Origin of the sequence: Pseudomonas sp. MN1F, from assembly GCF_009391885.1 — a bacterium.
Classification (GTDB): Bacteria; Pseudomonadota; Gammaproteobacteria; order Pseudomonadales; family Pseudomonadaceae; genus Aquipseudomonas.
In genome coordinates, this window is the sequence record NZ_VZII01000004.1 from 71,160 (window position 1) to 97,848 (window position 26,689).

23 protein-coding genes, 1 tRNA gene and 2 pseudogenes are annotated in these 26,689 nt (G+C 63.6%); 16 read left to right on the plus strand and 10 right to left on the minus strand.

Annotation, left to right across the window (positions count from 1 at the left end; translation table 11 throughout):
• Position 1 precedes the first annotated feature (1 nt).
• The 9 genes from cobU (at position 2) to F6X59_RS01855 (ending at position 6,614) form a co-directional block, all read left to right on the plus strand.
• Positions 2 to 523, plus strand: coding sequence for a bifunctional adenosylcobinamide kinase/adenosylcobinamide-phosphate guanylyltransferase (cobU, locus tag F6X59_RS01820; protein WP_152954134.1), 522 nt, complete (start codon positions 2 to 4; stop codon positions 521 to 523).
• On the plus strand, positions 520 to 1,575 hold the full coding sequence (gene cobT, locus F6X59_RS01825) for a nicotinate-nucleotide--dimethylbenzimidazole phosphoribosyltransferase (protein WP_152954135.1): 1,056 nt from the start codon (positions 520 to 522) through the stop codon (positions 1,573 to 1,575). The genes cobU and cobT overlap by 4 nt, the downstream gene beginning before the upstream one ends.
• Positions 1,572 to 2,129 carry a histidine phosphatase family protein gene (locus F6X59_RS01830; protein ID WP_152954136.1) on the plus strand — a complete coding sequence of 186 codons (558 nt, stop codon included), beginning with the start codon at positions 1,572 to 1,574 and terminating at the stop codon, positions 2,127 to 2,129. The genes cobT and F6X59_RS01830 overlap by 4 nt, the downstream gene beginning before the upstream one ends.
• Position 2,130: 1 nt before the next feature.
• Positions 2,131 to 2,859, plus strand: a complete 729-nt coding sequence (locus F6X59_RS01835) for an adenosylcobinamide-GDP ribazoletransferase (RefSeq protein ID WP_152954137.1) — start codon at positions 2,131 to 2,133, stop codon at positions 2,857 to 2,859.
• Positions 2,860 to 3,005: 146 nt separating this feature from the next.
• Entirely contained in the window at positions 3,006 to 4,184 is a 1,179-nt protein-coding gene (locus F6X59_RS01840) for a glycoside hydrolase family 5 protein (RefSeq protein ID WP_152954138.1), read from the plus strand.
• Positions 4,185 to 4,226: 42 nt separating this feature from the next.
• Positions 4,227 to 4,631 (plus strand): MarR family winged helix-turn-helix transcriptional regulator, encoded by a 405-nt coding sequence (locus F6X59_RS01845; protein WP_152954139.1) that lies wholly within the window; start codon positions 4,227 to 4,229, stop codon positions 4,629 to 4,631.
• Positions 4,632 to 4,694: 63 nt separating this feature from the next.
• Positions 4,695 to 5,897 (plus strand): MFS transporter, encoded by a 1,203-nt coding sequence (locus F6X59_RS01850; RefSeq protein WP_152954140.1) that lies wholly within the window; start codon positions 4,695 to 4,697, stop codon positions 5,895 to 5,897.
• On the plus strand, positions 5,894 to 6,016 hold the full coding sequence (locus tag F6X59_RS28530; protein ID WP_256592168.1) for a hypothetical protein: 123 nt from the start codon (positions 5,894 to 5,896) through the stop codon (positions 6,014 to 6,016). Before F6X59_RS01850 ends, F6X59_RS28530 begins: the two co-directional genes overlap by 4 nt.
• 46 nt (positions 6,017 to 6,062) lie before the next feature.
• The gene (locus F6X59_RS01855; protein WP_152954141.1) at positions 6,063 to 6,614 is read left to right on the plus strand and encodes a glutathione peroxidase; all 552 of its coding nucleotides are present in this window, start codon (positions 6,063 to 6,065) and stop codon (positions 6,612 to 6,614) included.
• A gap of 117 nt (positions 6,615 to 6,731) precedes the next feature.
• Here F6X59_RS01855 and F6X59_RS01860 read toward each other — a convergent pair whose 3' ends face one another.
• The 3 genes from F6X59_RS01860 to F6X59_RS01870 all read right to left on the minus strand — a co-directional run bounded on the left by F6X59_RS01860 (position 6,732) and on the right by F6X59_RS01870 (position 9,099).
• Positions 6,732 to 7,997 (minus strand): OmpP1/FadL family transporter, encoded by a 1,266-nt coding sequence (locus tag F6X59_RS01860; RefSeq protein ID WP_152954142.1) that lies wholly within the window; start codon positions 7,995 to 7,997, stop codon positions 6,732 to 6,734.
• Positions 7,998 to 8,143: 146 nt separating this feature from the next.
• On the minus strand, positions 8,144 to 8,626 hold the full coding sequence (locus F6X59_RS01865) for a hypothetical protein (RefSeq protein WP_152954143.1): 483 nt from the start codon (positions 8,624 to 8,626) through the stop codon (positions 8,144 to 8,146).
• Between the two features lie 248 nt (positions 8,627 to 8,874).
• Positions 8,875 to 9,099 (minus strand): hypothetical protein, encoded by a 225-nt coding sequence (locus tag F6X59_RS01870; RefSeq protein WP_152954144.1) that lies wholly within the window; start codon positions 9,097 to 9,099, stop codon positions 8,875 to 8,877.
• 953 nt (positions 9,100 to 10,052) lie between these two features.
• On the opposite strand from F6X59_RS01870, the pseudogene F6X59_RS01875 reads away from it, so the two are divergent.
• Positions 10,053 to 10,394: pseudogene (locus F6X59_RS01875) on the plus strand (sel1 repeat family protein); the annotation flags it as partial.
• A gap of 172 nt (positions 10,395 to 10,566) precedes the next feature.
• Positions 10,567 to 11,940 carry a DNA recombination protein RmuC gene (gene rmuC, locus F6X59_RS01880; RefSeq protein WP_178120022.1) on the plus strand — a complete coding sequence of 458 codons (1,374 nt, stop codon included), beginning with the start codon at positions 10,567 to 10,569 and terminating at the stop codon, positions 11,938 to 11,940.
• Here the strand turns inward: rmuC and F6X59_RS01885 are convergent.
• Together F6X59_RS01885 and F6X59_RS01890 are read right to left on the minus strand one after the other, a co-directional pair.
• Positions 11,912 to 15,388, minus strand: coding sequence for a hybrid sensor histidine kinase/response regulator (locus F6X59_RS01885; RefSeq protein WP_152954147.1), 3,477 nt, complete (start codon positions 15,386 to 15,388; stop codon positions 11,912 to 11,914). The genes rmuC and F6X59_RS01885 overlap by 29 nt on opposite strands.
• A gap of 111 nt (positions 15,389 to 15,499) precedes the next feature.
• Complete coding sequence (locus F6X59_RS01890; RefSeq protein WP_152954148.1) at positions 15,500 to 16,678, minus strand: MFS transporter; 1,179 nt, start codon at positions 16,676 to 16,678, stop codon at positions 15,500 to 15,502.
• 149 nt (positions 16,679 to 16,827) lie between these two features.
• Here F6X59_RS01890 and F6X59_RS01895 point away from each other — a divergent pair, with 149 nt between their 5' ends.
• The 3 genes from F6X59_RS01895 to F6X59_RS01905 all read left to right on the plus strand — a co-directional run bounded on the left by F6X59_RS01895 (position 16,828) and on the right by F6X59_RS01905 (position 19,791).
• Complete coding sequence (locus F6X59_RS01895) at positions 16,828 to 17,559, plus strand: GntR family transcriptional regulator (protein WP_152954149.1); 732 nt, start codon at positions 16,828 to 16,830, stop codon at positions 17,557 to 17,559.
• 102 nt (positions 17,560 to 17,661) lie between these two features.
• A complete protein-coding gene (locus F6X59_RS01900; RefSeq protein WP_152954150.1) occupies positions 17,662 to 18,936 on the plus strand; it encodes an MFS transporter in 1,275 nt (424 codons plus the stop codon).
• Positions 18,937 to 18,957: 21 nt separating this feature from the next.
• Positions 18,958 to 19,791, plus strand: a complete 834-nt coding sequence (locus F6X59_RS01905) for an amidohydrolase (RefSeq protein WP_152954151.1) — start codon at positions 18,958 to 18,960, stop codon at positions 19,789 to 19,791.
• 93 nt (positions 19,792 to 19,884) lie between these two features.
• Here the strand turns inward: F6X59_RS01905 and F6X59_RS28870 are convergent, their stop codons facing one another.
• Entirely contained in the window at positions 19,885 to 20,748 is an 864-nt protein-coding gene (locus F6X59_RS28870) for a methyl-accepting chemotaxis protein (RefSeq protein ID WP_372240274.1), read from the minus strand.
• A pseudogene (locus F6X59_RS28875) lies at positions 20,740 to 21,804 on the minus strand (methyl-accepting chemotaxis protein); the annotation flags it as partial. The pseudogene F6X59_RS28875 and the gene F6X59_RS28870, both read right to left, overlap by 9 nt.
• A gap of 266 nt (positions 21,805 to 22,070) precedes the next feature.
• Here F6X59_RS28875 and F6X59_RS01915 point away from each other — a divergent pair.
• Positions 22,071 to 23,948, plus strand: coding sequence for an MFS transporter (locus tag F6X59_RS01915; protein ID WP_152954153.1), 1,878 nt, complete (start codon positions 22,071 to 22,073; stop codon positions 23,946 to 23,948).
• Between the two features lie 10 nt (positions 23,949 to 23,958).
• Here F6X59_RS01915 and sugE read toward each other — a convergent pair whose 3' ends face one another.
• The 3 genes from sugE to rdgC form a co-directional block, all read right to left on the minus strand.
• Positions 23,959 to 24,276, minus strand: coding sequence for a quaternary ammonium compound efflux SMR transporter SugE (sugE, locus tag F6X59_RS01920; protein ID WP_152954154.1), 318 nt, complete (start codon positions 24,274 to 24,276; stop codon positions 23,959 to 23,961).
• Positions 24,277 to 24,371: 95 nt separating this feature from the next.
• Positions 24,372 to 25,337: a bile acid:sodium symporter family protein gene (locus tag F6X59_RS01925; RefSeq protein WP_152954155.1), complete on the minus strand. Its 966-nt coding sequence runs from the start codon at positions 25,335 to 25,337 to the stop codon at positions 24,372 to 24,374.
• A 133-nt stretch (positions 25,338 to 25,470) separates the two neighbouring features.
• On the minus strand, positions 25,471 to 26,391 hold the full coding sequence (gene rdgC, locus F6X59_RS01930) for a recombination-associated protein RdgC (RefSeq protein WP_152954156.1): 921 nt from the start codon (positions 26,389 to 26,391) through the stop codon (positions 25,471 to 25,473).
• Positions 26,392 to 26,607: 216 nt separating this feature from the next.
• On the opposite strand from rdgC, the gene F6X59_RS01935 reads away from it, so the two are divergent.
• Positions 26,608 to 26,683 (plus strand) — tRNA-Val (locus tag F6X59_RS01935).
• Positions 26,684 to 26,689: the final 6 nt, after the last annotated feature.

A 26,689-nucleotide genomic window follows, 5' to 3' on the forward strand; every position in this document is an offset into this window, starting at 1 on the left:
CATGCGCAACCTGATCCTCGGCGGCGCCCGCTCGGGCAAGAGCCGCCTGGCCGAGCAACTGGCCAGCGACAGCGGCCTGCCGGTCACCTACATCGCCACCAGCGAGCCGCTCGATGGTGAAATGAACGAGCGCGTGCGCCTGCACCGCCAGCGTCGGCCCGACGACTGGGGGCTGATCGAAGAGCCCCTGGCCCTGGCTGCCGTGCTGCGTGCAGAAGCTGCTGAAGGTCGTTGCCTGCTGGTGGACTGCCTGACCTTGTGGCTGACCAACCTGCTGATGCTCGAAGACCCGCAGCGGCTGGCCGCTGAGCGCGATGCGCTGCTCGACTGCCTGGCGCATTTGCCCGGCACAATCATCCTGGTCAGCAACGAAACCGGCCTGGGCGTGGTACCCATGGGCGAGCTGACCCGCCGTTACGTCGACCTGGCCGGCTGGCTGCACCAGGCCGTTGCCGAACGCTGCCAGCGCGTGGTGCTGACCGTGGCCGGCCTACCTCTCATGCTCAAAGGACCCGCTCTATGAACCAAGCCTGGTGGCGTGATGCCTGCCAACCCCTCGACAACGCCGCCATGGACCAGGCACGCGCCCGTCAGCAGCAGCTGACCAAACCTGCCGGTTCGCTCGGTCAGCTGGAAGGCCTGGCCGTGCAACTGGCTGGCCTGCAAGGCCGCGAGCGGCCGACTCTGGATCAGGTCGCTATCACCATTTTCGCGGGCGACCATGGCGTGGTTGAAGAAGGTATTTCGGCCTACCCGCAGGCAGTCACCGGGCAGATGCTGCGCAACTTCGTCGGTGGTGGCGCGGCGATCAGCGTGCTGGCGCGCCAACTGCAGGCCAGCCTTGAAGTGGTCGACCTGGGCACCATCGACCCTGATTTGGAACTGCCAGGGGTGCTGCACTTGCGCCTCGGCGCCGGCACCGCCAACTTCGCCCGCCAGCCGGCAATGACCGATGCCCAACTGCAGGCAGCCTTGCAGGCGGGGCGTGACAGCGCCTTGCGTGCTGCGGCCGCTGGCGCGCAGCTGTTCATCGGTGGCGAGATGGGCATCGGCAACACCTCTGCCGCTGCCGCGCTGGCCAGTACCTTGCTGGCCTGCCCGGCACGTGAGCTGAGCGGGCCGGGTACCGGCCTGGACAGCGCCGGTGTTCGCCACAAGGCCGAAGTGATCGAGCGCGCCCTGATGCTGCACGGCCTGCGCGCCGACCAGCCGCTGCAGGCGCTGGCCTGTGTCGGCGGCTTCGAGATCGCTGCACTGACCGGTGCCTATCTGGCCTGCGCCCAGCAAGGTATTGCCGTGCTGGTGGATGGTTTCATCTGCAGCGTCGCGGCATTGCTGGCGGTGCGCCTCAATCCGCAGAGCCGAGACTGGCTGCTGTTCGCTCACCAGGGCGCCGAGCCTGGGCACAAGGCCCTGCTCGCGGCACTGCAGGCCCAGCCCTTGCTGGCGCTGGGCCTGCGCCTGGGCGAGGGCAGTGGAGCCGCCCTGGCGGTGCCGCTGATGCGCCTGGCCTGCGCCCTGCACGGGCAAATGGCGACCTTCGCCGAAGCAGCGGTGGCGGACCGCCCGGCATGATCCTCGACCTGCTGCGCCACGGTGAAACCGAGCAGGGCGGCGGCCTGCGTGGCAGCCTGGACGATGCCTTGACCGACAAAGGCTGGGGCCAGATGCGTGAAGCGCTGGCAGGTGCAGGCCCCTGGGATGTGCTGGTCAGCTCGCCATTGCAGCGCTGTGCGCGGTTTGCCGAGCAGTTGGGCATGCCGGTTCAGCTCGAAGCCGATTTGCAAGAGTTGCACTTTGGCGAGTGGGAAGGGCGCAATGCCCTGCAGATCATGCAAACGCAAGCAGACGAGCTTGGGCGTTTCTGGGCCGACCCGTACAGCTACACACCGCCCGCTGGGGAGCCCGTCGCTGCCTTTGCCGAGCGAGTTCTGGCTGCCGTCGGGCGCCTGCGTCAGCAGCATGCCGGCAAGCGCGTGCTGCTGGTTACCCATGGCGGCGTCATGCGGCTGCTGCTGGCACGTGCTCGCGGGCTGCCGAGAGCGCAGTTGCTGCAGGTCGAGGTTGGCCATGGCGCCCTGATGCGCCTGGCGGTGGACGAAGATGGCGCGATGCTCGAGGTGCTTTGACATGTTGCCGTTCTGGATTGCCCTGCAGTTCCTCAGCAGCTTGCCGGTGCGTTTGCCGGGGATGCCCGAACCACGTGAAATGGGCCGATCGTTGTTGTGCTACCCGCTGGTAGGGTTGCTGTTCGGTCTGTTGCTGTGGCTGGCCAGCCACCTGCTGCAAGGTGCTGCGGCGCCGTTGCACGCGGCCCTGTTGCTGACACTGTGGGTGTTGCTCAGTGGCGCGTTGCATCTGGATGGCCTGGCCGACAGTGCCGATGCCTGGCTGGGTGGCTTCGGTGACCGCGAGCGCACGCTGCAGATCATGAAAGATCCGCGCAGCGGGCCGATTGCCGTGGTCACTCTGGTGCTGGTGCTGCTGCTGAAGTTCTGCGCTTTGTGGATGCTGGTGGAGCAGGGCGCGGGCATGGCCTTGCTGCTGGCGCCGGTGGTGGGGCGGGCGGCGATGCTCGGGTTGTTTCTCGGCACGCCTTACGTGCGCCGCGGGGGCCTGGGGCAGGCGCTGGCCGAGCACTTGCCGCGGCGTACGGCCGTGTGGGTTCTGCTGGCCAGCCTGCTGCTGTGCTTACTGGTGGGTGGCACCCACGCGATTTTGCCAATGCTGGCGGCGATCGCTGTGTTCTTCGGGTTGCGCCGGTTGATGTGCAAGCGTCTGGGTGGGACCACGGGTGATACCGCAGGCGCAATGCTGGAGATTCTCGAACTGACTGTGCTGTTGGGCTTGGCGATTTAGGAATAGTCCTACAGTGCCTGGCGAAATTCCTTACGGATTAATTTTGCTGTCAATTTTCGGAAAATCGCTGAAAAAATTCAGGAAATGACGCATCTTCTGCAGCTGTCTATGCTCGCGGTTTCTCTTCCATCGCGAAGGCATGGACAATGCGACGACTCCTGCTGGCCTTGTTGCTGGTCGCCGTCAGCGGCGCCGTTACGGCAGCCGACCTGATCGACTTCTGGAACACCCCGCGCCACGGCGGCAACAGCTTCAATCGTTTGCCGCCGGACCAGGCCTACTTCGATGCATTGAGTGCATACGGCGCGAGCTGGGTACGGCTGTCCTACGACAAGTGGAAGCCGGCGCAGCGTGACTTTCTGTTGGGCAATGCGGACCGGTATGAGCAACTGGCCGCCGCCGACCTCAAGCAGCTGCGCGAGACCCTGGATCGCGCCCACAGGGCAGGGCTCAAGGTGGTCATTGCGCCGCTATCGCTGCCGGGCATGCGCTGGTCGCAAAACAACCAGGGGCAGTTCGATGACCGTCTGTGGCAAGGCAACGGATACGCCCGGCAAGCGGCCAACTTCTGGCGAGATCTGGCCCAGGAGTTGAAAGACCACCCAGCCATCGCCGCCTACAACCTGGTCAACGAGCCTGCCCCCGAGAAATTTGGTGGCCTGGCGGAGCACGCTTCGGCTGAGCGCATGCAGCAATGGTATGCCCAGGCACGGAGTGGGGCGCGTGACCTGCCTGCGCTCTACACGCAATTGATAGCGGCGATACGCGAAGTGGATGCCAAGACCCCGATAATGGTCGACGCCGGCTGGTACGCCAGCGCCGACGCCTTTGGTTACTGGCAAGTGCCCTTGCAGGATGATCGCGTGCTCTACAGCGTGCACATGTATGAGCCCTATTCGGCCACCAGTGCGCCGAACCTGTCGCGCAAGGTCCCAATCGATTACCCCGGTTTGGTGCCGTTTGCGGGTGAAATCCAGCAATGGGATGCCGAACGGGTTCGTCAGTTTATGGAGCTGCCGTTAGCCTGGATGGAGCGCATGAAGCTGCCACGTTCCCGGCTGGTCGTGGGGGAGTTCGGGTGCATGCGCCGGCTGCCCGGTTGCAGCGAGTATCTGGAAGATGTCCTCTCGGTCATGGACCGGCATCGGTTGCACTGGGCCTTCTACAGCTTCCGCGAAGACAACTGGGATGGCATGGACTACGAACTGGGATCGGCAAAGGTGCCGTGGCGGTATTGGCAAGCGATCGAGCAAGGTGCTCCCGACCCGTTGGCACGCGAGGCCACAGTTGAGTTCGAGCCGATTCGGCGGCGTTTGGCAGACTGAAACTTCTTGCAACAACCCGGGTGCGGGTATATACACGTATTCATGTTGACCAGTGAATGCATCTGCACCCATCTGCGTCGCGCCGCCCGCGGGGTGAGCCGGCATTACGACGAGGCCCTTGCCGGCTTCGGCATCAATGTCGCCCAGTTTTCCCTGTTGCGTCACCTGCAGCGGCTCGATCGCCCCAGTATCACCACGCTGGCCGAGGCCATGGGCCTGGAGCGCAGTACCTTGGGCCGTAACCTGCGCGTGCTGGAGGCCGAAGGCCTGGTAGCCCTCGCTGATGGCGATGACCAGCGCAACCGCATGGTGTTGCTGACCGAGGCGGGAGCTGCACGTTTGCAAGCGGCCCATCCTGCCTGGGAGCGGGCGCAATCGATGCTGGTCGAGCAGTTGGGTGATGGGCAGCGTGACGAGCTTGTGCGTTTGCTGGAGCGGCTTGCCTGAATCATTACGACTAGAAGCGGGTATATACCCGTACAACCTTGCGATGTGCTGGAGATAACGACAATGACTTCGGTGTGGCGAACCAGCGGGTGGGTACTTGTGGGGGCCGCGTTTATCCTGGCGCTATCCCTGGGTGTGCGGCACGGTTTCGGCCTGTTTCTGGCGCCGATGAGTGCCGACTTTGGCTGGGGCCGTGAAGTGTTTGCCTTTGCCATCGCCCTGCAGAACCTGATCTGGGGCCTGGCGCAGCCGTTTGCCGGTGCGCTGGCTGACCGCCTGGGTGCGGCGCGGGTGGTGATTATCGGTGGCATTCTCTATGCCGCTGGCCTGCTGTTGATGAGTACCGCCGATTCGGCCTGGTCGCTGTCACTCAGCGCGGGCCTGCTGATCGGTATCGGCCTGTCTGGCACCTCGTTCTCGGTCATCCTCGGTGTGGTCGGCCGCGCTGTGCCAGCGGAAAAACGCAGCATGGCCATGGGTATCGCCAGTGCTGCCGGTTCCTTCGGCCAGTTCGCGATGCTCCCCGGTACCCTCGGCCTGATCGAATGGCTGGGGTGGTCGTCGGCGCTGTTGGTGCTTGGTTTGCTGGTGGCGCTGATCGTGCCCTTTGTCGGCCTGCTGCGTGACCGCCCGCTGCCCAGTCATGGTGCGGAGCAGACGCTGGGCGAGGCGCTGCGCGAAGCGTGCTCGCACTCCGGTTTCTGGCTGCTTGCGCTGGGCTTCTTCGTCTGTGGCTTTCAGGTGGTGTTCATTGGCGTGCACCTGCCGGCCTACCTGGTCGACCAGCACCTGCCGGCGACCACCGGTACCACGGTGCTGGCGCTGGTCGGGCTGTTCAACATCGTTGGTACCTACACCGCTGGCTGGCTGGGTGGGCGCATGTCCAAGCCACGCCTGCTTACTGCGTTGTATTTGCTGCGTGCCGTGGTGATTGCGCTGTTCCTGTGGGTGCCGGTGACTCAGGTCAGCGCCTACCTGTTCGGTATCGCCATGGGGCTGTTGTGGCTTTCCACGGTGCCTTTGACCAATGGCACCGTGGCCACGGTATTCGGCGTGCGCAACCTTTCGATGCTCGGCGGCATCGTCTTCCTGTTCCACCAGTTGGGCGCTTTCCTCGGTGGCTGGCTGGGTGGCGTGGTGTATGACCAGACCGGCAACTATGACCTGGTCTGGCAGATCTCGATCTTGCTCAGCGTGCTGGCAGCGGCGCTCAACTGGCCGGTGCGTGAACGGCCGGTCGCCCGCTTGCAGGTACAGGCGGCATGAACCGCTATCTGGCCCGCGGGCTGCTGCTGGCGGCTGCGGCATTGTTGCTGGCGCTGGTGTGGTGGGGCTGGCAGCGGGGTGGGATGGCGTTGATGCAACTGGGCATGAGCGTTTGTTAAGCGCTACCCTGCAAGTTCAAGGATTGTCTTGCAGGAGGAATGAATCATGCGTGCCCAATGGTTGACGATGCCGTTGCTGGTTCTGCTGGCCGCCAGTTCCAGTTGGGCTGCCGATTGCCCGGCGCTGTTGCAGGGCAGCTTGCCTGAATTGCGTGGCAAGGAGCAGGTTGATCTGTGCCAGCGCTTCGGCGGCAAGCCGCTGGTGGTGGTCAATACGGCCAGCTATTGCGGTTTTGCGCCGCAGTTCGAAGGGCTGGAAGCGACCTACAAGGAGTACCACGAGCAGGGCCTGGAAATGCTCGGTGTGCCGTCCAACGACTTCAAGCAGGAAGACGCCGACAGTGAGAAGACGGCCAAGGTTTGTTACGCCAACTACGGTGTGACCTTCACCATGACCAAGACCCAGGCGGTTCGCGGCCAGGATGCGATACCGCTGTTTGCCGAGCTGGCGCATCAGAGCAGTGCGCCGAAGTGGAATTTCTACAAGTACGTGGTGGATCGCCAGGGCAAGGTGATTGGCAACTTTTCGAGCCTGACCAAGCCTGATGATCCCGCCTTCAGGGCGGCGATCGAGAAGGCGATAGCCTCGCACCCGTAGGTGGGTCGTCGTTAGGGCGCACCAATGGACTACTTGCGTGAGTCGTTGGGCGACAGCTGGCAAGTGCTGGCATGAATAAACCGCCACGAGGGCGGTTTATTCATGCTGCTGTACGAATCAGAAGCGGTAGGTGAGCGAGGCACCAATACCGTGTGCGCTGTTCTCGTACTTGGCCTGGTAGCGACCCTTGGTTGGGCTTGCCAGGTTGACCTTGGTGTCCTCTTCCCACAGGTAGGAGTAGGCCACGTCGATGGTCATGTCGTCGCTTGGGCTCCAGCCAGCGCCAATACTGATCGCCTTGCGATCACCCGTAGGAATGCGCGGCGAGCGGTCAGTGTTGTTGGTTGGCGACTGGTCGACAGAGAAGCCGGTACGCAGAACCCACTCCTTGTTCACCTTGTAGGAGGCGCCAATGGCGTGAGCCCACGTATCATGCCAGTTCTGCTCTTCGGTAATGGTACCAAACTGGGCTCTCAGCGGTGCCGGGACGTCGTTGTTGACAGTGATGTTCTCCAGGCGGCTCCAGCGGGTCCAGGTGCTGCCTGCATACAGGGTCCACTGGTCGTCCAGTTCGTGGGTGACCGAGAAGTCCACCGACTCAGGCGTCTTGATCTTCAGGGTGGCATCGAACTTGCTGCCGCTGAAAGGCCCGATCAGGGCGTTGTTGATCTTGGTGTCGCCTTCCAGTTTGTAGTCGACCATGGAGTGGTAGGTCAGGCCGACGCGGGTGCGGTCGGTGGCCTGCACCAGGATCCCGATGTTGTAACCAACGGCAGTGTCGTCACCCTTGATCTTCACTTCGCCATCGTTCACGCCTGGAGAGCGCGGGTTGATGGTGTTCGAGCCCAGTTCGCCCTTGATACGGTTGATGGTCGGGCCGAAACCGATCGACACCTTGTCGTTGAAGGCGTAGCTGACGGTAGGTTGGAAGGTGATGACCTCGACGTGGCTCTTCTTGCCCCAATAGCGAGCGGCGTCACCGCTGCCATAATCGGTCACCAAGCCGTATGGGACGTAAACACCAAAGCCGACGCTCCAGTGCTCATCGATCGGTTTCACGTAGTAGCCCATTGGGACGCCAACGGTAGGCACCATGTCACCGTCGGTTTCGCCTGGCAGTGGGCGGCTGCCCGGGCCCGAAATGTCAGTCTTGGCGATTACTGCTGCTCCGCCCACGGTCACTTCCTGGCGTTTGAGGCGCGACATGCCGGCAGGGTTGCCATACACGGTGCTCGCGTCTTCGGCAGAAGAAGAACGACCAGCAAAGCCGGTACCCATGCTGCTGATGCTTTGTTCGTTAAGTGCGAAGCCGGCAGCGAACAGTTGGCTGGATGCCAGGGCAACGGCTACGCCGAGGGAGGTTTTGAGCATTGCTTTTTTCATTATTAGAAACTCCTTGTGATCTCCGGGGCGAAAAGCTACCAACAAATCACGCGCCGCGCTATAGCCCATATCACAGGAGATAGAGCGGTTTTGTAGGACAATCCGACCAAAATTCCCTTTTTTCCGGTAATAGCGTAGGACGCTTCTTAAGATGCCTGTGGCAATTTCTGCTCAATGCACAATTGCCAGGCCTGGGTGAAGTCGCGCAGGCGACCTTGAGGGTGGAAAATCTGCCGCCAGATACGTGCCAGGCCGAGCAGGTCGTCGGCCGCTGGCAGCGGCGTGGCCTGCTCTTCAATGAGCATCCAGGCGATGGCGGTGGAGTAGCGCAGGTTCACCGTGAGCTCCAGGTGCGGCCCGCCAAGGAAGGCGTGCTGGCTGGCCAGGCCGCGTACCAGGCTGGCCAGCTCCGGGTCACGGGCAAGAAAGTGGTCCCAGACGGCCTGGTGACGGCTTTCACCTATGCGGTAGAGGCCGTGGCCGCGGCGGTCGTGCAAGGCTGAACCGAGTGCCGATTGGCAGGCCGCGATACCCAACAGAAGGGCCTCGGCGCTGGCGCAATGACGATTCAGGTAGACCAGGGTTGGTCGGATCACATACTGACACAATTCACTCGCCGCGATACCCATGATGCCCTCGAGCAGTAAAGGGCCGACGGGCGCTGGAGCTTGGCAGCTGGTAATTGGTCAGGCCCGCCGGAAGCGGTAAGGACCGCTCGAGTTGAAGTGTAGTGTGATAATCGTGGTGTAAAGGGCTGTTTTTAAATCGATTGCTGCCTGCTGCCCTGCGCTATATGCCTTGCGGCAATTAGGCCAAGAACGATCAGGCAGCCCGTGGCAGGTGCCATTCAGCCTTTGAATACCCCGATATTCGCCACTCACGCGGTTAGCGATTGACGGGTGCGGGCGATTACCGCCTGCAGAGGTTCCGAGCGGCTGTACTGTTCGGGGTACAGGCGTTCGGTGTGGCAGGCGATGCCGTGCTCGTCCACCAGGGTGAAACTGAAGCTGCCCTTGCGTGGGGCAACGATAAGGCACTTCAACGGCGAGAAGGCTTGGGAGAGGGTGCCAATGGCAGCCTGAATTTGATGATGAGTTTGCATGTTATTTGGAGGTTCCTGCTTTAAACACGGGGTTATGATCCGTGCATGATAGAAACGTTCCAGTGACGCCTTTATTAAGGGACGAACGAACCTGACTGGAACAGGGCAGCCAGAGAGAGCGCAATCAATGTGTGGGCGCTTGGGCTGACTGGTAGGTACTTCAGAAGGCAGGCAGCACACCGGGGCCAAGGTTCTAGGCCATCGGGGTGGAATCCTGATCAATCTTCCGTTTGATTCGTGCTTGAGCAGCGCATGGCTGGCGAGTGAATCATCGAGGGGGCCGGTCCTGGTTTCAGCAGCGATCGTTCGGGAGAGCGATGGGCTGCAAGGACGCTTCTGGCCAGAATTGACTTTCAGCTTGGTACTAACGAGGCGCACCTTACCGAAAATGTGACGCCATTGCAAGCTTTGTACGTTTGTTCAGGCTAGCCGTGCAGTATGGCGCGTCTTTCGCCTGATGGGAAGAGGGGGCAACTGGCCTCCAACCGGCCCGATGTGCCAATTTCGTGCATCCAAACGCAGGCTTTCGGTGCACTTGTTCACATTCGAGGCGTGACTTGTAACAGCCCGGCAACAGCCCGGTTCAGGCTCGCCAATGACTTGACTGGCACCTTAAGTCAATGAAAAAAAACACTAATTTTTGCTGGTGAAAAAATCGTCAGTTTGACTGTAAGCCCCATTTCACGGGGGTTTGCGGGCTCATTGGAAGGGTTGTCCACCGAGTTATCCACAGGAACTGTGGATTGTCCCGAGCGCTTGCTCTAGGACGGGCGTGCCAGCAAATCAGAGATCTGTCCGACAATCGACAGGCACCAACCGAGCAGCCAGTCATCCACTCGGAAACGTCAAGAAAAAATCATCGAAAAAAATTTCAATCCTCCGGAAATCGACAGGCCATGCACAAAAAAAAGGAGTAGAGTGGCGCGCCTTTCGAGTTGCCATCCCTGTCGGTCATGAAGTTTCGCGGTAAATCCCTCGCTAGCCCCGCTGTTGCCTCATCAGCCCCTGCGCCCAAACGCTTTTCCCTGAAAGTGGCCCTCTGGCTGCTCGACAGCCCGCGCCTGGGTGACAAGCAGCAGGTCAAGCACCTTGCCGGGCGCCTGCTCAAGCAGCCTGCGCGTGAAGGCGTGGTAGTTGCGCAGAGCCGGCTGGGGCAGATGCTCTGCCGTGATTGCGGCAATGCCCGGGACCGCCGCATCGGCCACGAGCTGCTGCGTCAGGCGGCGCGGGCCGGGGACCTGCGGGCGCAGCTGGAGTACGCGCGGCTGTTCCAGGCCGATGCGCCGGAACAGGCGCCCGACCGGGCAGACTGATAAGCTGCACTCAACGCGCATTAGTGTGATCGGGGTAAGCATGACAGTGGATCTGACCAGCATTCTGCTGGGCTTGGTGGCAGGGGCCTTGCCTTGCCTGGGGTGGGTCATGCAGGTGCAGCGCCGTCACGGCGCGCGGCAGGGCGAGCTGGCCCTGCTCGAGGAGCGCCTGAACAGTGCGCAACTGGCTCAGGCCGGCCTGCAGGCGCAACTGGACGCCAGCCGCGACGAGGTCAGCGACCTCAGCGAAGCCAACACCGTCAAGCAGACTCAACTGGCCGCGCAAGGCCGTGAACTGGAGCTGCTGCAGATCGACCGCGACAATGCCCGTGATGCGGCTCACGCCTGGCACCTCGAACGCGCCAATCGCGAAGCCGAACTGCGTCGCCTGGAGGCCCAGACCGCGCGCCTGGAAGCCGAGCTGCGCGAACAACAGGACAGCCACCAGCAGCGCCTGGAAGACCTTCAGGAGGCCCGTGACACCCTGCGCGCCCAGTTCGCCGACCTGGCCACGAAAATCTTCGACGAGCGCGAGCAACGCTTCGCCCAGACCAGCCAGCAGCACCTGGGCCAGTTGCTCGACCCGCTCAAGGAGCGCATCCAGGCGTTCGAAAAGCGCGTCGAGGAAAGCTACCAGCAGGAAGCCCGCGAGCGCTTCTCGCTGGGCAAGGAGCTGGAGCGCCTGCAGCAACTCAACCTGCGCCTGTCCGACGAAGCTACCAACCTGACCCAGGCACTCAAGGGCCAGAAAACCCAGGGCAACTGGGGCGAGCTGATCCTCGAGCGGGTGCTGGAACATGCTGGCCTGGAGAAAGGCCGCGAATACCAGACCCAGGTCAGCCTGAAGAGCGCCGACGGCGAGCGCTTCCAGCCTGACGTGCTGATCATGCTGCCCGGCGACAAGCAAGTAGTGGTCGATGCCAAGGTCAGCCTCACCGCCTACCAGCAATTTGTCGGCAGCAATGACGAAGCCGCGCTCAAGCAGCACGTGCAGTCGCTGCGTAACCATGTCAAAGGCCTGTCGAGCAAGGATTACAACCGTCTCGAAGGCCTGCACAGCCTGGATTTCGTGCTGCTGTTCGTGCCGATCGAGGCGGCCTTCTCGGCAGCCTTGCAGGCCGAGCCCAACCTGTTCCAGGAAGCCTTCGACCGGCAGATCGTGATCGTCAGCCCGACCACCTTGCTGGCCACCCTGCGGGTCATCGACAGCTTGTGGAAGCAGGAACGTCAGGGCCAGAACGCCCGCGAGATCGCCGAGCGCGCCGGTTGGCTGTACGACAAGTTCGTGCTGTTCATCCAGGACCTGGACGAACTCGGCAACCGCCTGCAGCAGGTCGACAAGGCCTACGCCGCAGCACGCAACAAACTGTGCGAAGGGCGCGGCAACCTGGTCAGCCGCAGCGAACAGCTCAAGCTGCTCGGTGCGCGTGCCAGCAAGAGCCTGCCGGCCGAGCTGCTGGAGCGGGCACTGTCAGACGAGGCGCTGGCCGACGAGGCGGTTACTGAACCAGGCTCAGATGGCGATTGAGCAGGGCGCGCAAGGCCGCCGGTTTCACCGGTTTGGCCAGGTAATCCAGGCCTGCGCCATGCACGGTAGCCAGGGTTTCCTTGCTGCCGTCGGCGCTGATCACCACGCCGGGCACCGGCTCGCCCAGGCGCGCACGTAACCAGCCCATCAGCCCGGTGCCGGTTTCGCCGTCATCCAGGTGGAAGTCCACCAGCGCCAGGTGCGGGCGCATGCCCTTGGCCAGCAGCGCTTCGCATTCGGCGCGGTTGCGTGCAGTCCACACCTGGCAGCCCCAGCGGCTGAGCAGGCTGTTCATGCCGATCAGGATGCTGTCTTCGTTGTCCACGCACAGCACCTGCAAGCCGGCCAACGGCTGGCTCGCGGTTTCCACCGGGGCGCTCGGTGCTGCCGCAGCCTGATGGGCAATCGGTACCTTGACGCGGAACACCGTGCCCTTGCCGGGCCAGGAGCGCACTTCCAGCGTGTGGCCAAGCACCCGGCACAGGCCGTCGGCAATCGCCAGGCCCAGGCCCAGGCCTTTTTCGGCGCGGGTCTGGTGGCTGTCCAGGCGCTTGAATTCCTGGAAAATCACCTGCAGCTTGTCGTCGGCAATCCCCGGGCCACGGTCCCACACCTCCAGCCACAGGTGTTCGCCCTGGCGGCGTACGCCTAGCAGGATCGGGCTCTTGCCGTAGCGCAGGGCATTGGTAAGGAAGTTCTGCAGCACCCGGCGCAGCAGCTTCATGTCGCTGTCGACTCGCAGGCGGCTGCCGCGCAGGCGGAACTCCAGGCCCTTTTCGGCGGCCAGCACCTTGAACTCGGCGCCAAGGGTGTCGAACAGTTCGTTGAGGGCGAAGGGTTTGGCGTCGGGGGTGATCTTGCCGTTTTCCAGGCGTGAGATGTCCAGCAGGTCGCTGATCAGCTCTTCGGCCGAGCGCAGCGAGCTGTCCATGTGCTGCACCAGCTGCTGGGCCTCTTCGTTCATGCCTTCGGCCTGCTGCGACAAGGCCGCGGAGAACAGCCTTGCGGCGTTCAGCGGCTGCATCAGGTCGTGGCTGACCGCAGCCAGGAAGCGGGTCTTGGACTTGCTTACCGCTTCGGCCTGGCTCTTGGCTTCCGACAGCGCCTGGTTGAGTTGCGACAGCTCGTGGGTACGTTCGGCCACGCGCTGCTCCAGGCGTTCATTGGCGTCGCGCAGCGCCTGTTCGGCCTCGCGGAATGGGGTGATGTCGGTGAAGCTCATGACAAAGCCGCCGCCGGGCATCGGGTTGCCGATCAGTTCGATTACCCGGCCGTTGGGGAACAGCCGCTCTGAAGAGTGGGCACGGCCCTGGCGCATCCAGTGCAGGCGTCGCGCCACATGGACTTGCGCCTCGCCCGGGCCGCACAGGCCGCGCTCGGCGTTGTAGCGGATGATATCGGCGATCGGCCGGCCGACGCTGATCAGCCCCTCGGGGTAGTTGAACAACTCCAGGTAGCGGCGGTTCCACGCCACCAGATGCAGGTTCTGGTCGACCACGCTGATGCCCTGGTTGATGTTCTCGATGGCGCCCTGCAGCAAAGCACGGTTGAACTGCAGCACCTCGCTGGCTTCATCGGCGATGCGCACCACGTCCTCAAGCTGCATGTCGCGGCCTTCGATGGCGGCCTTGACCACGGCACGGGTCGAGGAGGTGCCGAGCACGCCGGCAAGCAGGCGTTCGGTGTGCTCGATCCAGTCGCCGTCGGCGTTCTGGTTGGGGTTGAACCCTTTGCCCTGGCGATAGGCGAAGCGGATGAAGCTTTGTCGTGCGCGCTCCTCGCCAACGAAGCGCGAGGCGAGGGTGAGCAGGTCTTCGATCTGCACCGCCAGCAACGGTTTGCTGCTGGGCCGGGCGCTGGTCTGCTGGCCGATGAAGCGGCCGGCCTGCCAGTGTTCCGACACGCGGGTGCGCGACAGCATCGACACCCACACGAACAGGGTGAAGTTGCCCGCCAGCGACAGCACCACGCCCTGGGTCAAGGGGCTGATCGGCAGGTTGAGTGGGTTGCCGTGCAGCCACGCGAGGCCCGGGAACAGCCCCAGCGACAGGCCCAGGCTATGGGCGATGATCGGCAGCACCAGGGTGTAGAACCACAGGAAGATGCCCGCTGCCAGGCCGGCGAACACGCCACGGCGGTTGGCCTGCTTCCAGTACAGCGCGCCGAGCATGGCCGGGGTCAGTTGGGTGACGGCGGCAAAGGCGATCTGGCCGATGGTCGCCAGGCTCGCGGTAGAGCCGAGCAGGCGGTAGCTGACATAGGCCAGCAGCAGGATCACCACGATGGTCACCCGGCGCACCGACAGCATCCAGTGGCGGAACGCTTCGAACGGCCGCTCGGCGTTGTTGCGGCGCAGCAGCCAGGGCAGCAGCATGTCGTTGGAGACCATGGTCGACAGCGCCACGGCCTCGACGATGACCATGCCGGTGGCGGCCGAAGCACCGCCGATGAAGGCCAGCAGGGCCAGGCTAGGGTGCGCTTCGGCCAACGGCAGGCTGATGACGAAGGAATCGGATATCACCGTACCCGGCAGCAGCATCTGCCCAGCCAGGGCGATCGGCACCACGAACAGCGCAGCCAGGGCCAGGTACAGCGGGAACACCCAGCGCGCCAGGCGCATGTCCTGGGCTTCGATATTCTCCACCACGGTGACGTGGAACTGCCGCGGCAGGCAGATGATCGCCATCATCGCCACGGCGGTCTGTACCACCATCGACGGCCAGTTGATGGTTTCCTGCCAGTAGTTGTCCAGCTGCACCGACTGGCGCGCCTGGGTGAACAGGTCGTCGAAGCCGTCGTACAGGTTGAACACCACGAACACGCCCACGGCGAGGAATGCCAACAGCTTGATCAGCGACTCGAAGGCAATCGCCAGGACCATGCCGCGGTGGTGCTCGGTGACATCCAGGCTGCGCGTGCCGAAGACGATGGCGAACAGTGCCAGCACCAGCGATACCACCAGTGCGGTGTCCTGCACGCGGGTGCCGGTGGCGTCGGCGTTGGCGCCGATCAGCAGGTTGACGCCGAGTACGATGCCCTTCAGTTGCAGGGCAATATAAGGCAGCACGCCGACCAGACAGATCAGCGCCACCACCACGGCCAGGGACTGCGACTTGCCGTAGCGGGCGGCAATGAAGTCGGCGATCGAGGTGATGTTCTGCTGCTTGCTGATCAGCACCATCTTCTGCAGCACCCACGGCGCGAAGATCAGCAGCAGGATCGGCCCGAGGTAGATCGGCAGGAACGCCCAGAGCTGTTCGGCCGCCTGGCCGACCGCGCCGAAGAACGTCCAGCTGGTGCAGTACACCGCCAGCGACAGGCTGTACACCCACGCACGCAGGCGCGGCGGCAACGGCGTGCTGCGGCGGTCGCCGTAGAAGGCGATGGCGAACATGACGGCCATATAGGCCAGGGCGACCACGGCGATCAGCCCGCTGGACAACGACATGAAGACTCCGGAGCAAAAAAGATAACGCGGTCCCGATCAATCAGTCTGGCACGCAGGCGGCGGTTCGTCAGCGCCGACGATGGTCGCAGCGGTGAGTCGTCGCAGGCAGCATCAAGCTCTGCGGGTGCCCAGCCAGTAGAACACCCCTGCCAGTATCACCGACATCACCAGCAGGTAGAAGATCAGCCCCGGCCACCACCGCCCCAGGGCGAAGCCCACCATCACCGGCCCCAGCGCCGCCCCGAGGTTGGACAGGTTCTGCGCCCCGTAATACACCCCGCGCAGGTGCTCAGGGGCGATCAGGTCGATGAACATGTACTCGGCAGGGATCACGATGATCTCACCGAGGGTGAACACCAGCATTGCCAGGCACCAGGCCAAGGGCGACCCGGCCGCCGCAAAACCCAGCAACCCGGCAATGAACAGCGCCATGCCGGCCAGCAGCCAGGGCATCAGCTGCTGGCGGCCGATGCGCCGACCGATCAGGTACTGCAGGGCGATCACCGTGACGGCGTTGGTGGTCACCAGGTAGCCGACCAGCCGCGCCGCCTCGCTGGCGCTGCTGGTCACCACCAGGTACTGCGACAGATAGGCGGTGAACTGGCCGAACACCACCGCACTCAGTACCCCGCCCAAGGTGAAGCACACCAGCCGACGGTCACGCGCCAGCCCCAGCGCCACCTGAGTGAACCCGGCGCCCGGCTGCTCCTGTGCGCTGGCCTGCAGGCCACGGTCGCCGAGCCGCCAGTAGGCCAGGCACATGCCCAGGCCGGTCAGCGCAGAGGCAACGAACGGCAGGTGATCGTCCAGCTCCAGCATGGCCACGCCGAGCAGCGGGCCGACGGCATAGCCGACGTTGCTCAGGGTGTACTTGATGGCGAACACCTCGGCCCGTTGCTCCACCGGCAGCAGCGCGCAGAAGCCGGCCTTGGCGGCGATGTCGACCACCGCCAGGGCCAGGTTGATCAGCACCAGGCAGGTGAAGAACAGCCACACCGAACGGCTGGCGATGGCCGCCACGAAGGCGAGGGCGAAGACCAGCGTGCTGGCGCTGACCAGGGTGTGGTTGCGCACGGTGTCGACCAGGTGCCCGCCGTACAGGCTCAGCAGCGAGGCGACGATCAGTGCGCCACCGATCAGCAGGCCGATCTGGCCGACCGACAACTTGAAGTTGTCGGCCAGGTAAACCACCAGGTAGGGCAGGGTGAGGGCACGGGCGACAGTCAGCGTGAACGTGGTGGCCAGTAACAGGCGGACGCTGGCGGGATAGCCTTTCAGGGCGGCGAGCATTACCACGTCCTTGTTGTGGGGATTTCCGATGCTTGAGGATAAGCGAGGCCAGCGACGGCGACCAGCGGAGGATTGACAGCCCGTACCCCACGGGGAATACTCTCCGAAAATTCATATATATGTTTACATAACAAGACGAGAGCCGACCCATGCACCCACTGTCAGGTGATGCTCGACTACCACGCTATCAACAGCTGCGCGATCACCTGATCGAGCAGATCGCCAACAACCGCTGGCGTCCGGGCGAGGCCATTCCCACCGAAGCCGCCCTGGCCACCGAGTTCGACATGTCCGTCGGCACCGTGCGCAAGGCCGTCGACGTGCTGGTCGCCGAAGGCGTGCTGGAGCGTCAGCAGGGCCGCGGCACCTTCATCCGCCGCCCGCAGTTCCAGTCTTCGCTGTTCCGCTTCTTCCGCTTCGAAAGCGCTACCGGCGAGCGGCTGATGCCGGAAAGCCGCATCCTCTCGATCGAGCCGGTATTGGCACCGTCGGCCGTTGCCCAGGCCTTGGGCCTGGCCGTCGAGGCCGAGGTCATCCGCATTGTCCGTACCCGTCTGCTCGGCGCCCAGCCGGTGCTTGCCGAGGAAATCTGGCTGCCGCGCCAGACCTTCCAGCCACTGCTCGACGTCGAGCTGGATAGCAAAGGCCCGCTGCTCTACCCCATCTACGAGGAGCTGTGCGGCCAGGTGGTTGCCTACGCCGAAGAGACCCTGACCGCCGAAGCGGTCGACGCAGCCCATGGCCGCCTGTTGCAACTGCCGGTCGACAGCCCGGTGGTGGTGATCGAGCGCCTGGCCCGCGATTACGCCGGCAAACCGCTGGAATGGCGCCGCTCGCGCGGCCACGCGCAGCACTTCCGCTACCGCGTCGAGATTCGCTGAGCCGTTAAGCCGGCCGCTTCGCCCGTTACCCGTCTGCGCCGTTCTGCCACGGCGCAGTGGCTTCGCCTGCCCGTAACACACACGACTAGAAGGATAACAATCATGTTCAGCTGGTACCGCCAGATCACTTCACGGGAACGCAAGACGTTCTGGGCCTGTTTCGGTGGCTGGTCGCTCGATGCGCTGGAAGTGCAGATGTTCGGCCTGGCCATCCCCGCGCTGATCGCCGCGTTCTCCCTGACCAAGGGCGATGCCGGCCTGATCAGCGGCCTGACCCTGGTTACCTCGGCAATCGGTGGTTGGCTCGGCGGCACCCTGTCGGACCGTTATGGCCGCGTGCGCACCCTGCAGTGGATGATCCTCTGGTTCTCCTTCTTCACCTTCCTTTCGGCGTTCGTCACCGGCTTCTACCCGTTGCTGTTCGTCAAGGCCATGCAGGGCTTCGGCATCGGTGGCGAGTGGGCGGCCGGTGCGGTGCTGATGGCCGAGACCATCAACCCGAAATACCGCGGCAAGGTCATGGGCACCGTGCAGAGCGCCTGGGCCGTGGGCTGGGGCCTGGCAGTGGGGCTGTTCACCCTGATCTATTCGCTGGTGCCGGCCGAGTACGCCTGGCGGGTGATGTTCTTCGTCGGCCTGCTGCCGTCGCTGCTGATTATCTGGGTACGCCGCAACGTGCCAGAGCCGGACAGCTTCCAGCGCCTGCAGAAGGAGAAGGCCATTCCCGGCAGCTTCTTCAAGTCGATGTCCGGCATCTTCCGCCCAGAGCTGCTGCGCGTGACCCTGCTCGGCGGCCTGCTGGGCCTGGGCGCGCACGGCGGTTACCACGCGGTGATGACCTGGCTGCCGACCTTCCTCAAGACCGAACGCAACCTGTCGGTACTGAACTCCGGTGGCTACCTGGCGGTGATCATCTTCGCCTTCTGGTGTGGTTGCGTGGTCAGCGGCCTGCTGATCGACCGCATCGGCCGGCGCAAGAACATCCTGTTGTTCGCGCTGTGCTGCGTGCTCACGGTGCAGGCCTATGTGTTCTTCCCCCTGAGCAATACCCAGATGCTGTTCCTCGGCTTCCCGCTTGGCTTCTTTGCCGCCGGCATCCCGGCCAGCCTGGGGGCGTTCTTCAATGAGCTGTACCCGGCCGACGTGCGCGGTGCCGGGGTCGGCTTCTGCTACAACTTCGGCCGCGTGCTGTCGGCGGTGTTCCCGTTCCTGGTCGGCCACATGAGCGAATCCATGTCGCTAGGTAGCGCGATCGGTATCGATGCCGGCATCGCATACGGCGTGGCCATGCTCGCCGCGCTGTGCCTGCCGGAAACCCGTGGCCGCAACCTTGAGGCCACGCCAGCGCCGGAAATGGCTGGCGCTGTCGCCAAGTAACCTGACTGTCCTGTGATGACCATGCCCGACGTTCCCGTTTCACACCTGACCGCCATCGACAGCCATGCCCACGTGTTCAGCCGTGGGCTGAACCTGGCCAGCGAGCGGCGTTACGCGCCCAGCTACGATGCGCCATTGGGTGACTACCTGGGCCAGCTGCTGGCCCATGGTTTCAGCCATGGCGTGTTGGTGCAGCCCAGTTTCCTGGGCACTGACAACCGCTACCTGCTCAGCGCCCTGCAGACCGTGCCGGGGCAGTTGCGCGGGGTGGTGATGCTTGATCGGGACGTCGAGCGCGAGACATTGCAGGAGATGCATCGGCTTGGGGTCAGGGGCGTGCGCCTGAACCTCATGGGGCAGAACCTGCCAGACCTGACGGGGGCCGAATGGCGACCGATGCTGGAGCGTGTTGGCGAACAGGGCTGGCACCTGGAACTGCACCGCCATGTCGCGGACATTCCTGCGCTGGTGCGGGCCCTGGAGCCTTATGGGCTGAACATTGTGGTCGACCATTTCGGTCGGCCCGATGCCCGCCTGGGGCTTGGGCAGCCGGGGTTTGCCGAGCTGCTGACGCTGGGTGGCAAGGGCAAGGTGTGGGTCAAGGTGTCGGGTATCTACCGGCTGGAAGGCACGCCGGAGCAGAACCTGGCGTTTGCACGTCAGGCCCTGTGTGCGCTTGAAGCCCATTATGGTGCCGAGCGGTTGATGTGGGGCAGCGATTGGCCGCATACCCAGCATGAGTCAGTGGTGAGCTTTGCCAGGGTCGTCGAGCAGTTCGAAGCCTTGGGCTGCTCGGCTGAATTGCGCCGGGCGCTGCTGGCGGATACCGCGCAGGCGCTGTTCGGGTTTGAATGATCGGGGGCTTTTACCGGCCCCTTCGCGGGTGCAGGCGAAGTCACTCTAAAAGATGCCCCGCTGCCGACACCGGCAGCAGGGCATTTTTGTCGATCAGAAGCGGAACCGGCTGATCATCTGCTGCAACTGCCCACCCAACCGCGCCAGCTCCACGCTGGACGCCGAAGTCTGCAGGCTGGCTTCAGCCGTCTGCTCGGAAATATCACGCACCGTCACCACACTGCGGCTGATCTCTTCAGCCACCGCGCTCTGCTGTTCCGAAGCCGCCGCAATCTGCTGGTTCATCAGCTGGATCCCCGACACGCGCTGGGTAATCCCCTCCAGCGCTACCCCGGCCTCACGCACCAGTGCCACGCTGCTTTCGGTCAGGCTCTGGCTCTGCTCCATCAATTCGCTCACCGAGCGAGTGCCTTCCTCAAGGCTGCCGATTGCCGATTCGATCTCCAGTGTCGATGCCTGGGTGCGCTGTGCCAGGCTGCGCACTTCATCGGCCACCACGGCAAAGCCACGGCCTGCTTCACCGGCTCGGGCCGCTTCGATGGCGGCATTGAGCGCGAGCAAGTTGGTCTGTTCGGCCACGGCCTTGATCACGTCCATGACCTTGCCGATACGCTGGCTCTCGGTGCGCAGCGCCCCCATGGCCTCGCCCGTGGCATCCACCTGGCTGGCCAGGCGGCTGATCTGGGCCACGGCGCGGTTGACCACGCTGTCACCTTCGCGGGCTTCCTCGTCGGTGGCGCTGGCGGCCACGGAGGCCTCGCCGGCATTGCGCGCTACCTCGTGCACGGTGGCGGCCATTTCCTGCATGGCCGTGGCCACCTGGTCGGTTTCCACCTTCTGGTTGTTGGCACCGGCACTGGTCTGCTCGGTGATTGCCGAAAGCTCCTCGGTAGCGCTGGCAATCTGCGAAATGCCATCGCGCACCTGGGCAATCAGCTCGCGCAGGTTGCGGGTCATGCCCTGCAGGGCGTTCTGCAGTTGGCCGACTTCGTCGCGGCGGCGGCTGGCCGGTTGTTCGCTGAGGTCACCGGCAGCCACCTGTTCCATGGTTTTCAGTGCCTGGCGCAGCGGCTGGCTGATCTGCCGGGCAATACCCATGGCAGCCAGGGCACCGAGCAGCAAGGCGAGCAGGGTAGTGGCGATCTGCAGGGTGCGGGCGAAATGGCTGTCCTTGGCGACCCACACGGCCTGGTCGTCCAGCAGTTGACCGATGACACCATTAAGGGTCTCGATGTCGTTGGCCATGGCGGCGCGGTAGCCCACCAGGTTGCTGACCTCGCCACGGAACGCCTCGACGGCCTTCGCATAGGCGTGCACCTGTTGCTCCAGTTGCTGGAAATGCTGCGGGAAATTGCCGTTGAAGCGGGCGACCAGCCCAGGCAGGTCGTTCACCGTGCTGGCGATCTGGGCGTTCATCAGCTTCTCGGTCTCGGCGTTGGTGTTTCCGGTGTAGCCGCGAACGTGATAGCGCAGCAGGATCAGGTTTTCGCGGATCTGGTTGATGGCCTCAATGCGCACGAAGCGCTGCTCGGCATCGGGCAAGGCGCGTACCTGGTTGCGAATCTGCTCGATGCTGGCAAACGACTGGGTGGCCAGTTCGCCCATCTCCTTCTGTGCGGCGCGCATCTTCTCATAGGCGCGGAAACTGGCGGCCTGGTTGCCGCTGTAGCCCTGCAAGGCCTGATCGGCGGCATTGATCAGCGCATGGCTCTGCGCCTTGACCATCACCTCGCGCAGCTTGGCCAGCGTCGGCTTGAAGGCGTCCAGCGCAGCCTGCAGTTGCTTGCTCTCGGCTGGGGCGCCATTGGCCATGGCATGACGCAAGCGCGCTTCGCGCAGGTCGCCGAGGGCGTCGTTGAGGCGCGATACATCGCTGACTACCTCGCTGCGCCGTACCAGGCTGCCCAGGCCGTCCCAGCTGATCAGCGACTGCACCAGTGTCAGGCACAGCACCAGGCCGAAACCGAGGAAGAGTTTGTGGGCGATCTTGAGGTCGCCAAACCAGGTAAACATTACTGCCGAGCTCCTTTTCTTATGCGTTGGAGGAGACCTGAGGTCTGTTCCTTCTGTCAGATATAGTCATCTATATGAATTATCGGCTCATGTAACAAAATCTGAACAGTGATTGGGCTGAAATTAATGTCACTGTGATATCAAATTGTGAGCGGGTTCCGGTGTTGCCCCGTGTTTCTTGCCAGGCACAGGCTTTCCCATGCAGATTTGTGGCTCGCAGCGCTTCGCGTGCCTCCAATGACAAAAGACACTCAGGAACAAGGACGATGAGTCACCCCTCGCAATTCACCTTGCTCGGCAAGCGGCGTTTCCTGCCGTTCTTCGTCACCCAGCTGCTGGGTGCCTTCAACGACAACCTGTTCAAGCAGTCGCTGATCCTGGCGATCCTGTTCAAGCTCAGCCTGGGCGACGGTGACCGTTCGATCTGGGTCAACCTCTGCGCGCTGCTGTTCATCCTGCCGTTCTTCCTGTTCTCGGCGCTGGGCGGGCAGTTTGGCGAGAAGTTCGCCAAGGACGCGCTGATCCGCGCGATCAAGCTGGCCGAGATCGTCATCATGGCGGTTGGCGCCATCGGCTTCGTCACCAACCACCTCACGCTGATGCTGCTGGCGCTGTTCGGCATGGGCACCCACTCGGCGCTGTTCGGCCCGGTGAAGTACTCGATCCTGCCCCAGGCCCTGCGTGAAGAAGAGCTGGTCGGTGGTAACGGCCTGGTGGAGATGGGCACTTTCCTCGCCATCCTGGTCGGCACCATTGGCGCCGGGGTGATGATGGCCCACGACAGTTACGCCACGGTGGTGGCCGGCGGCGTGGTCGGCACTGCCGTGCTGGGTTACCTGGCCAGCCGCTGGATCCCCCGGGCCGCGGCTGCGTCGCCGCAGATGACGCTGGACTGGAACATCTTCAAGCAGTCGTGGGTGATCCTGCGCATGGGCCTGGGGCAGACCCCGGCGGTGTCGCGCTCGATCGTCGGCAATTCGTGGTTCTGGTTCGTCGGCGCCATCTACCTGACGCAGATCCCGACTTACGCCCAGGAGTGGCTGCACGGCGACGAGACCGCAGTGACCCTGGTACTGACCCTGTTCTCGGTGGGCATCGCCCTCGGTTCGCTGCTGTGCGAACGCCTCAGTGGGCGCAAGGTGGAAATCGGCCTGGTACCGTTCGGCTCGTTCGGCCTGACCCTGTTCGGCCTGCTCTGGTGGTGGCACTCGGGTGACGTGCCAGCTGGTGACCAGCCGCACGACTGGCTGGCGCTGCTGGGCATGCACCAGGCCTGGTGGATCCTGATGTCGATCGTCGGCCTCGGTGTGTTCGGCGGGTTCTACATCGTGCCGCTGTATGCCCTGATCCAGGCGCGCACCGCTGAAGACCAACGGGCCCGGGTGATCGCCTCCAACAACATCCTCAATGCCCTGTTCATGGTGGTCTCGGCGATCTTCACCATTGTCCTGCTGAGTGTGCTCAAGCTGAGCATCCCGCAGCTGTTCCTGGTGGTGTCGCTGCTCAACGTGCTGGTCAACGCCTACATCTTCAGGATCGTGCCCGAGTTCACCATGCGCTTCCTGATCTGGCTGCTCAGCCATTCGATGTACCGCGTGCAGCACCGCGACCTCGAACGCATCCCCGATGAAGGCGCGGCGCTGCTGGTGTGCAACCACGTGTCGTTCGTCGATGCGCTGCTGCTGGGCGGGGCGATCCGCCGGCCGATCCGCTTCGTCATGTACTACAAGATCTACAACCTGCCGGTGCTCAACTTCGTGTTCCGCACGGCGGGCGCCATTCCGATTGCCGGGCGCAACGAAGACCAGGCCACCTACGAGCGAGCCTTCGCGCGTATCGCCGAGTACCTGGCGGACGGTGAGTTGGTGTGCATCTTCCCGGAGGGCAAACTGACCGGCGATGGCGAGATCGATGTGTTCAAGGGGGGCGTCAGCCGCATCCTTGAAGAAACCCCGGTGCCGGTAATTCCGCTGGCGTTGCAGGGCCTGTGGGGGAGCTTCTTCAGCCGCGACCCGGCCAAGGGCTTCTTCAAGCGCCTGTGGTCAAAGGTGACCATCGTGGCGGGCGCCGCCATCCCGGTGGAGGCGGCGCAGCCAGAGACCTTGCGTGAGCAGGTCAGCCGCCTGCGCGGCGGCCTGCGTTAAGGAAGGGGAATCAGCTGGCGCTGACTTTCAGGCCTATCAGGCCGGTAATGATCAGCGCCACGCTGGCCAGCCGTACCAAGGCCATCGACTCGCCGAACAGGATGATCCCGGCGATCACCGTGCCGACGGCGCCGACGCCGGTCCAGATGGCATAGGCAGTGCCCAACGGCAATTCCTTCATGGCCAGGCCCAGCAGGCCCAGGCTGATGGCCATGGCAGCGACGGTGAGTACGGTCGGGAGGGGTTTGCTGAAGCCGTCGGTGTATTTCAGGCCGACGGCCCAGCCGACCTCGAACAGGCCGGCGAAGAACAGGATGATCCAGGACATGATGCGTCTCCATCGTTGTGAATGATGGGGCCGTCCCCGGGATGGTCACGCGGTGCGTCGTGAGGTCGTCCTCACAGTGGCCATCAGGGTACACATCATTGCCTGGCCGGCTCAACCTCTTCAATGGCGGCCGATGAATCCTCCATCCTGCGGAACCAGGTCGACAGCAGCGCCCCGGAAATGTTGTGCCAGACGCTGAACAGCGCGCTCGGTACCGCCGCCAGCGGCGAAAAATGCGCCGCCGCCAGCGCCGCCCCGAGCCCCGAGTTCTGCATCCCCACCTCCAGTGCCAGCGACTTGCGCTGGGCCAGCGGCAGCTTGCAGAGCCGGCCGGTGAGGTAGCCCAGCAGATAGCCAAAGGTGTTGTGCAGCACCACCACCGCCATGATCAGCAACCCCGATTCGGCGATCTTGGCCTGGCTGGCCGCCACCACCGCGCAGACGATCATCACGATGCTCACCACCGACACCAGTGGCAGCACCTGCACCGCCATCTGCACCCGCGCACCCAGCAAGCGCTGGGCCACTACGCCGAGCACGATCGGCAGCATCACCAGCTGCAGGATCGACCAGAACATGTCCATGAAGGACACCGGCAGCCAGGCTGAAGCCAGGAACCAGATCAGCGCCGGGGTCAGCAGTGGGGCGAGCAGGGTGGTTACCGCGGCGATCGCCACCGCCAGCGCCAGGTCGCCTTTGGACAGCCAGACCATCACGTTCGACGCCGTGCCGCTCGGGCAGCAGCCGACCAGGATCACGCCCACGGCGATTTCCGCCGGCAGGTGGAACAGCTGGCACAGCAGCCAGGCCATGCCCGGCATGATCACGAAATGCGCCACCACGCCCAGGGCCACGCGCCAGGGCTGGCGGGCGAGGGCGGCAAAATCGTCGAGCTTGAGGGTCAGGCCCATGCCGAACATCACCAGGCCCAGCAGCGGCACGATGGCCACCTTGAGGGCGATGAACCACTGGGGCATCAGGAAGGCCAGTACGGCGAACACCAGCACCCACAGGGCGAAGGTGTTGCCGACGAAGCGGCTGAGGGCGGCGAGGGCGCGCATTGGGAAACCTCCGGTTTCAGCTTCAAGTGGCAAGCTTCAAGCTGCAAGTGAAAGCAGTACGGTGCCGCATGGGGCACCGCACTATCGCTTTTGATTGTTCTTGTAGCTTACAGCTCGAAGCTTGCAGCTGCTTTTAGACCCCTTGCGGAATCTCTTCGCCACCGAGCACTTCGAACAGCGCCGGCAGGAACTCGGCAAAGGTCATCATCATCAGCTGGAAGCTGGCATCGAACTGCTGCGCGGCTTCGTCGCCACCGTCCTGTTCGGCCTGCTCCTGCAGCAGCTCTTCGAACTTCAGGCGCTTGATCACCATCTTGTCGTCGAGCACGAACGACAGCTTGTCCTGCCAGGCCAAGGCCAGCTGAGTGACTACCTTGCCGGTGCTCAGGTGCAGCTGGATTTCCTCGCTGGTCAGGTCCTGGCGCTTGCAGCGCACGATGCCGCCGTCTTCGGCGGTGTCACGCAGCTCGCATTCGTCCAGCACATAGAAACCTTCGGCAGCCTGTTGCGACTTGACCCAGTCGGTCATGGTCGCGGTCGGTGCGATCTTCACCGTGGCCGGGCGCACCGGCAGCGAGCCCATCACTTCACGCAGGGTCGACAGCAGGTCTTCGGCGCGCTTGGCGCTGGCCGAGTTGACCAGGATCATGCCAAGGCGCGGGGCGATGGCGGCGAAGATCATCGAGCGGCGGATAAACGCGCGCGGCAGGAAGGCCTGGATGATCTCGTCCTTGATCTGGTCGCGCTCCTTCTTGTAGACCTTGCGCATTTGCTCGGTCTCGATCTCTTCGACCTTTTCCTTCACCGCATCGTTGACCACGCTGCTCGGCAGGATACGTTCTTCCTTGCGCGCGGCAATCAGCAGGAACTCGCCGCTGACGTGCACCAGGGGAGCGTCTTCACCCTTGCCGAATGGCGCGATGAAACCGTAGGTGGTCAGCTCCTGGCTGGCGCACGAGCGGGCTGGCTTGGTGGCCAGCGCAGCTTCCAGCGCTTCAGGCTCGAACGGTACTTCCTGGGTCAGGCGGTAGGACAGCAGGTTCTTGAACCACATGGGGGGCAATCTCTCCTTAATGCATAAGGCGGGCATTATTCTCCGAGCAGTGCTCCAAGGCCAACCCTGTCAGAGGGCCAGCAGTGCCATATAAGGGAAGAAAAGCCTCGGCTGCGCTAGGTCTTTGAAAGGCTTGGAATTTTTTTTGAGAAAAATTAAAAAAGTGCTTGCCAGGGTGGCAGGCCGTCCGTAGAATGCGCGCCACACCGAGACGAAGGGTGATTAGCTCAGCCGGGAGAGCATCTGCCTTACAAGCAGAGGGTCGGCGGTTCGATCCCGTCATCACCCACCACTCGAT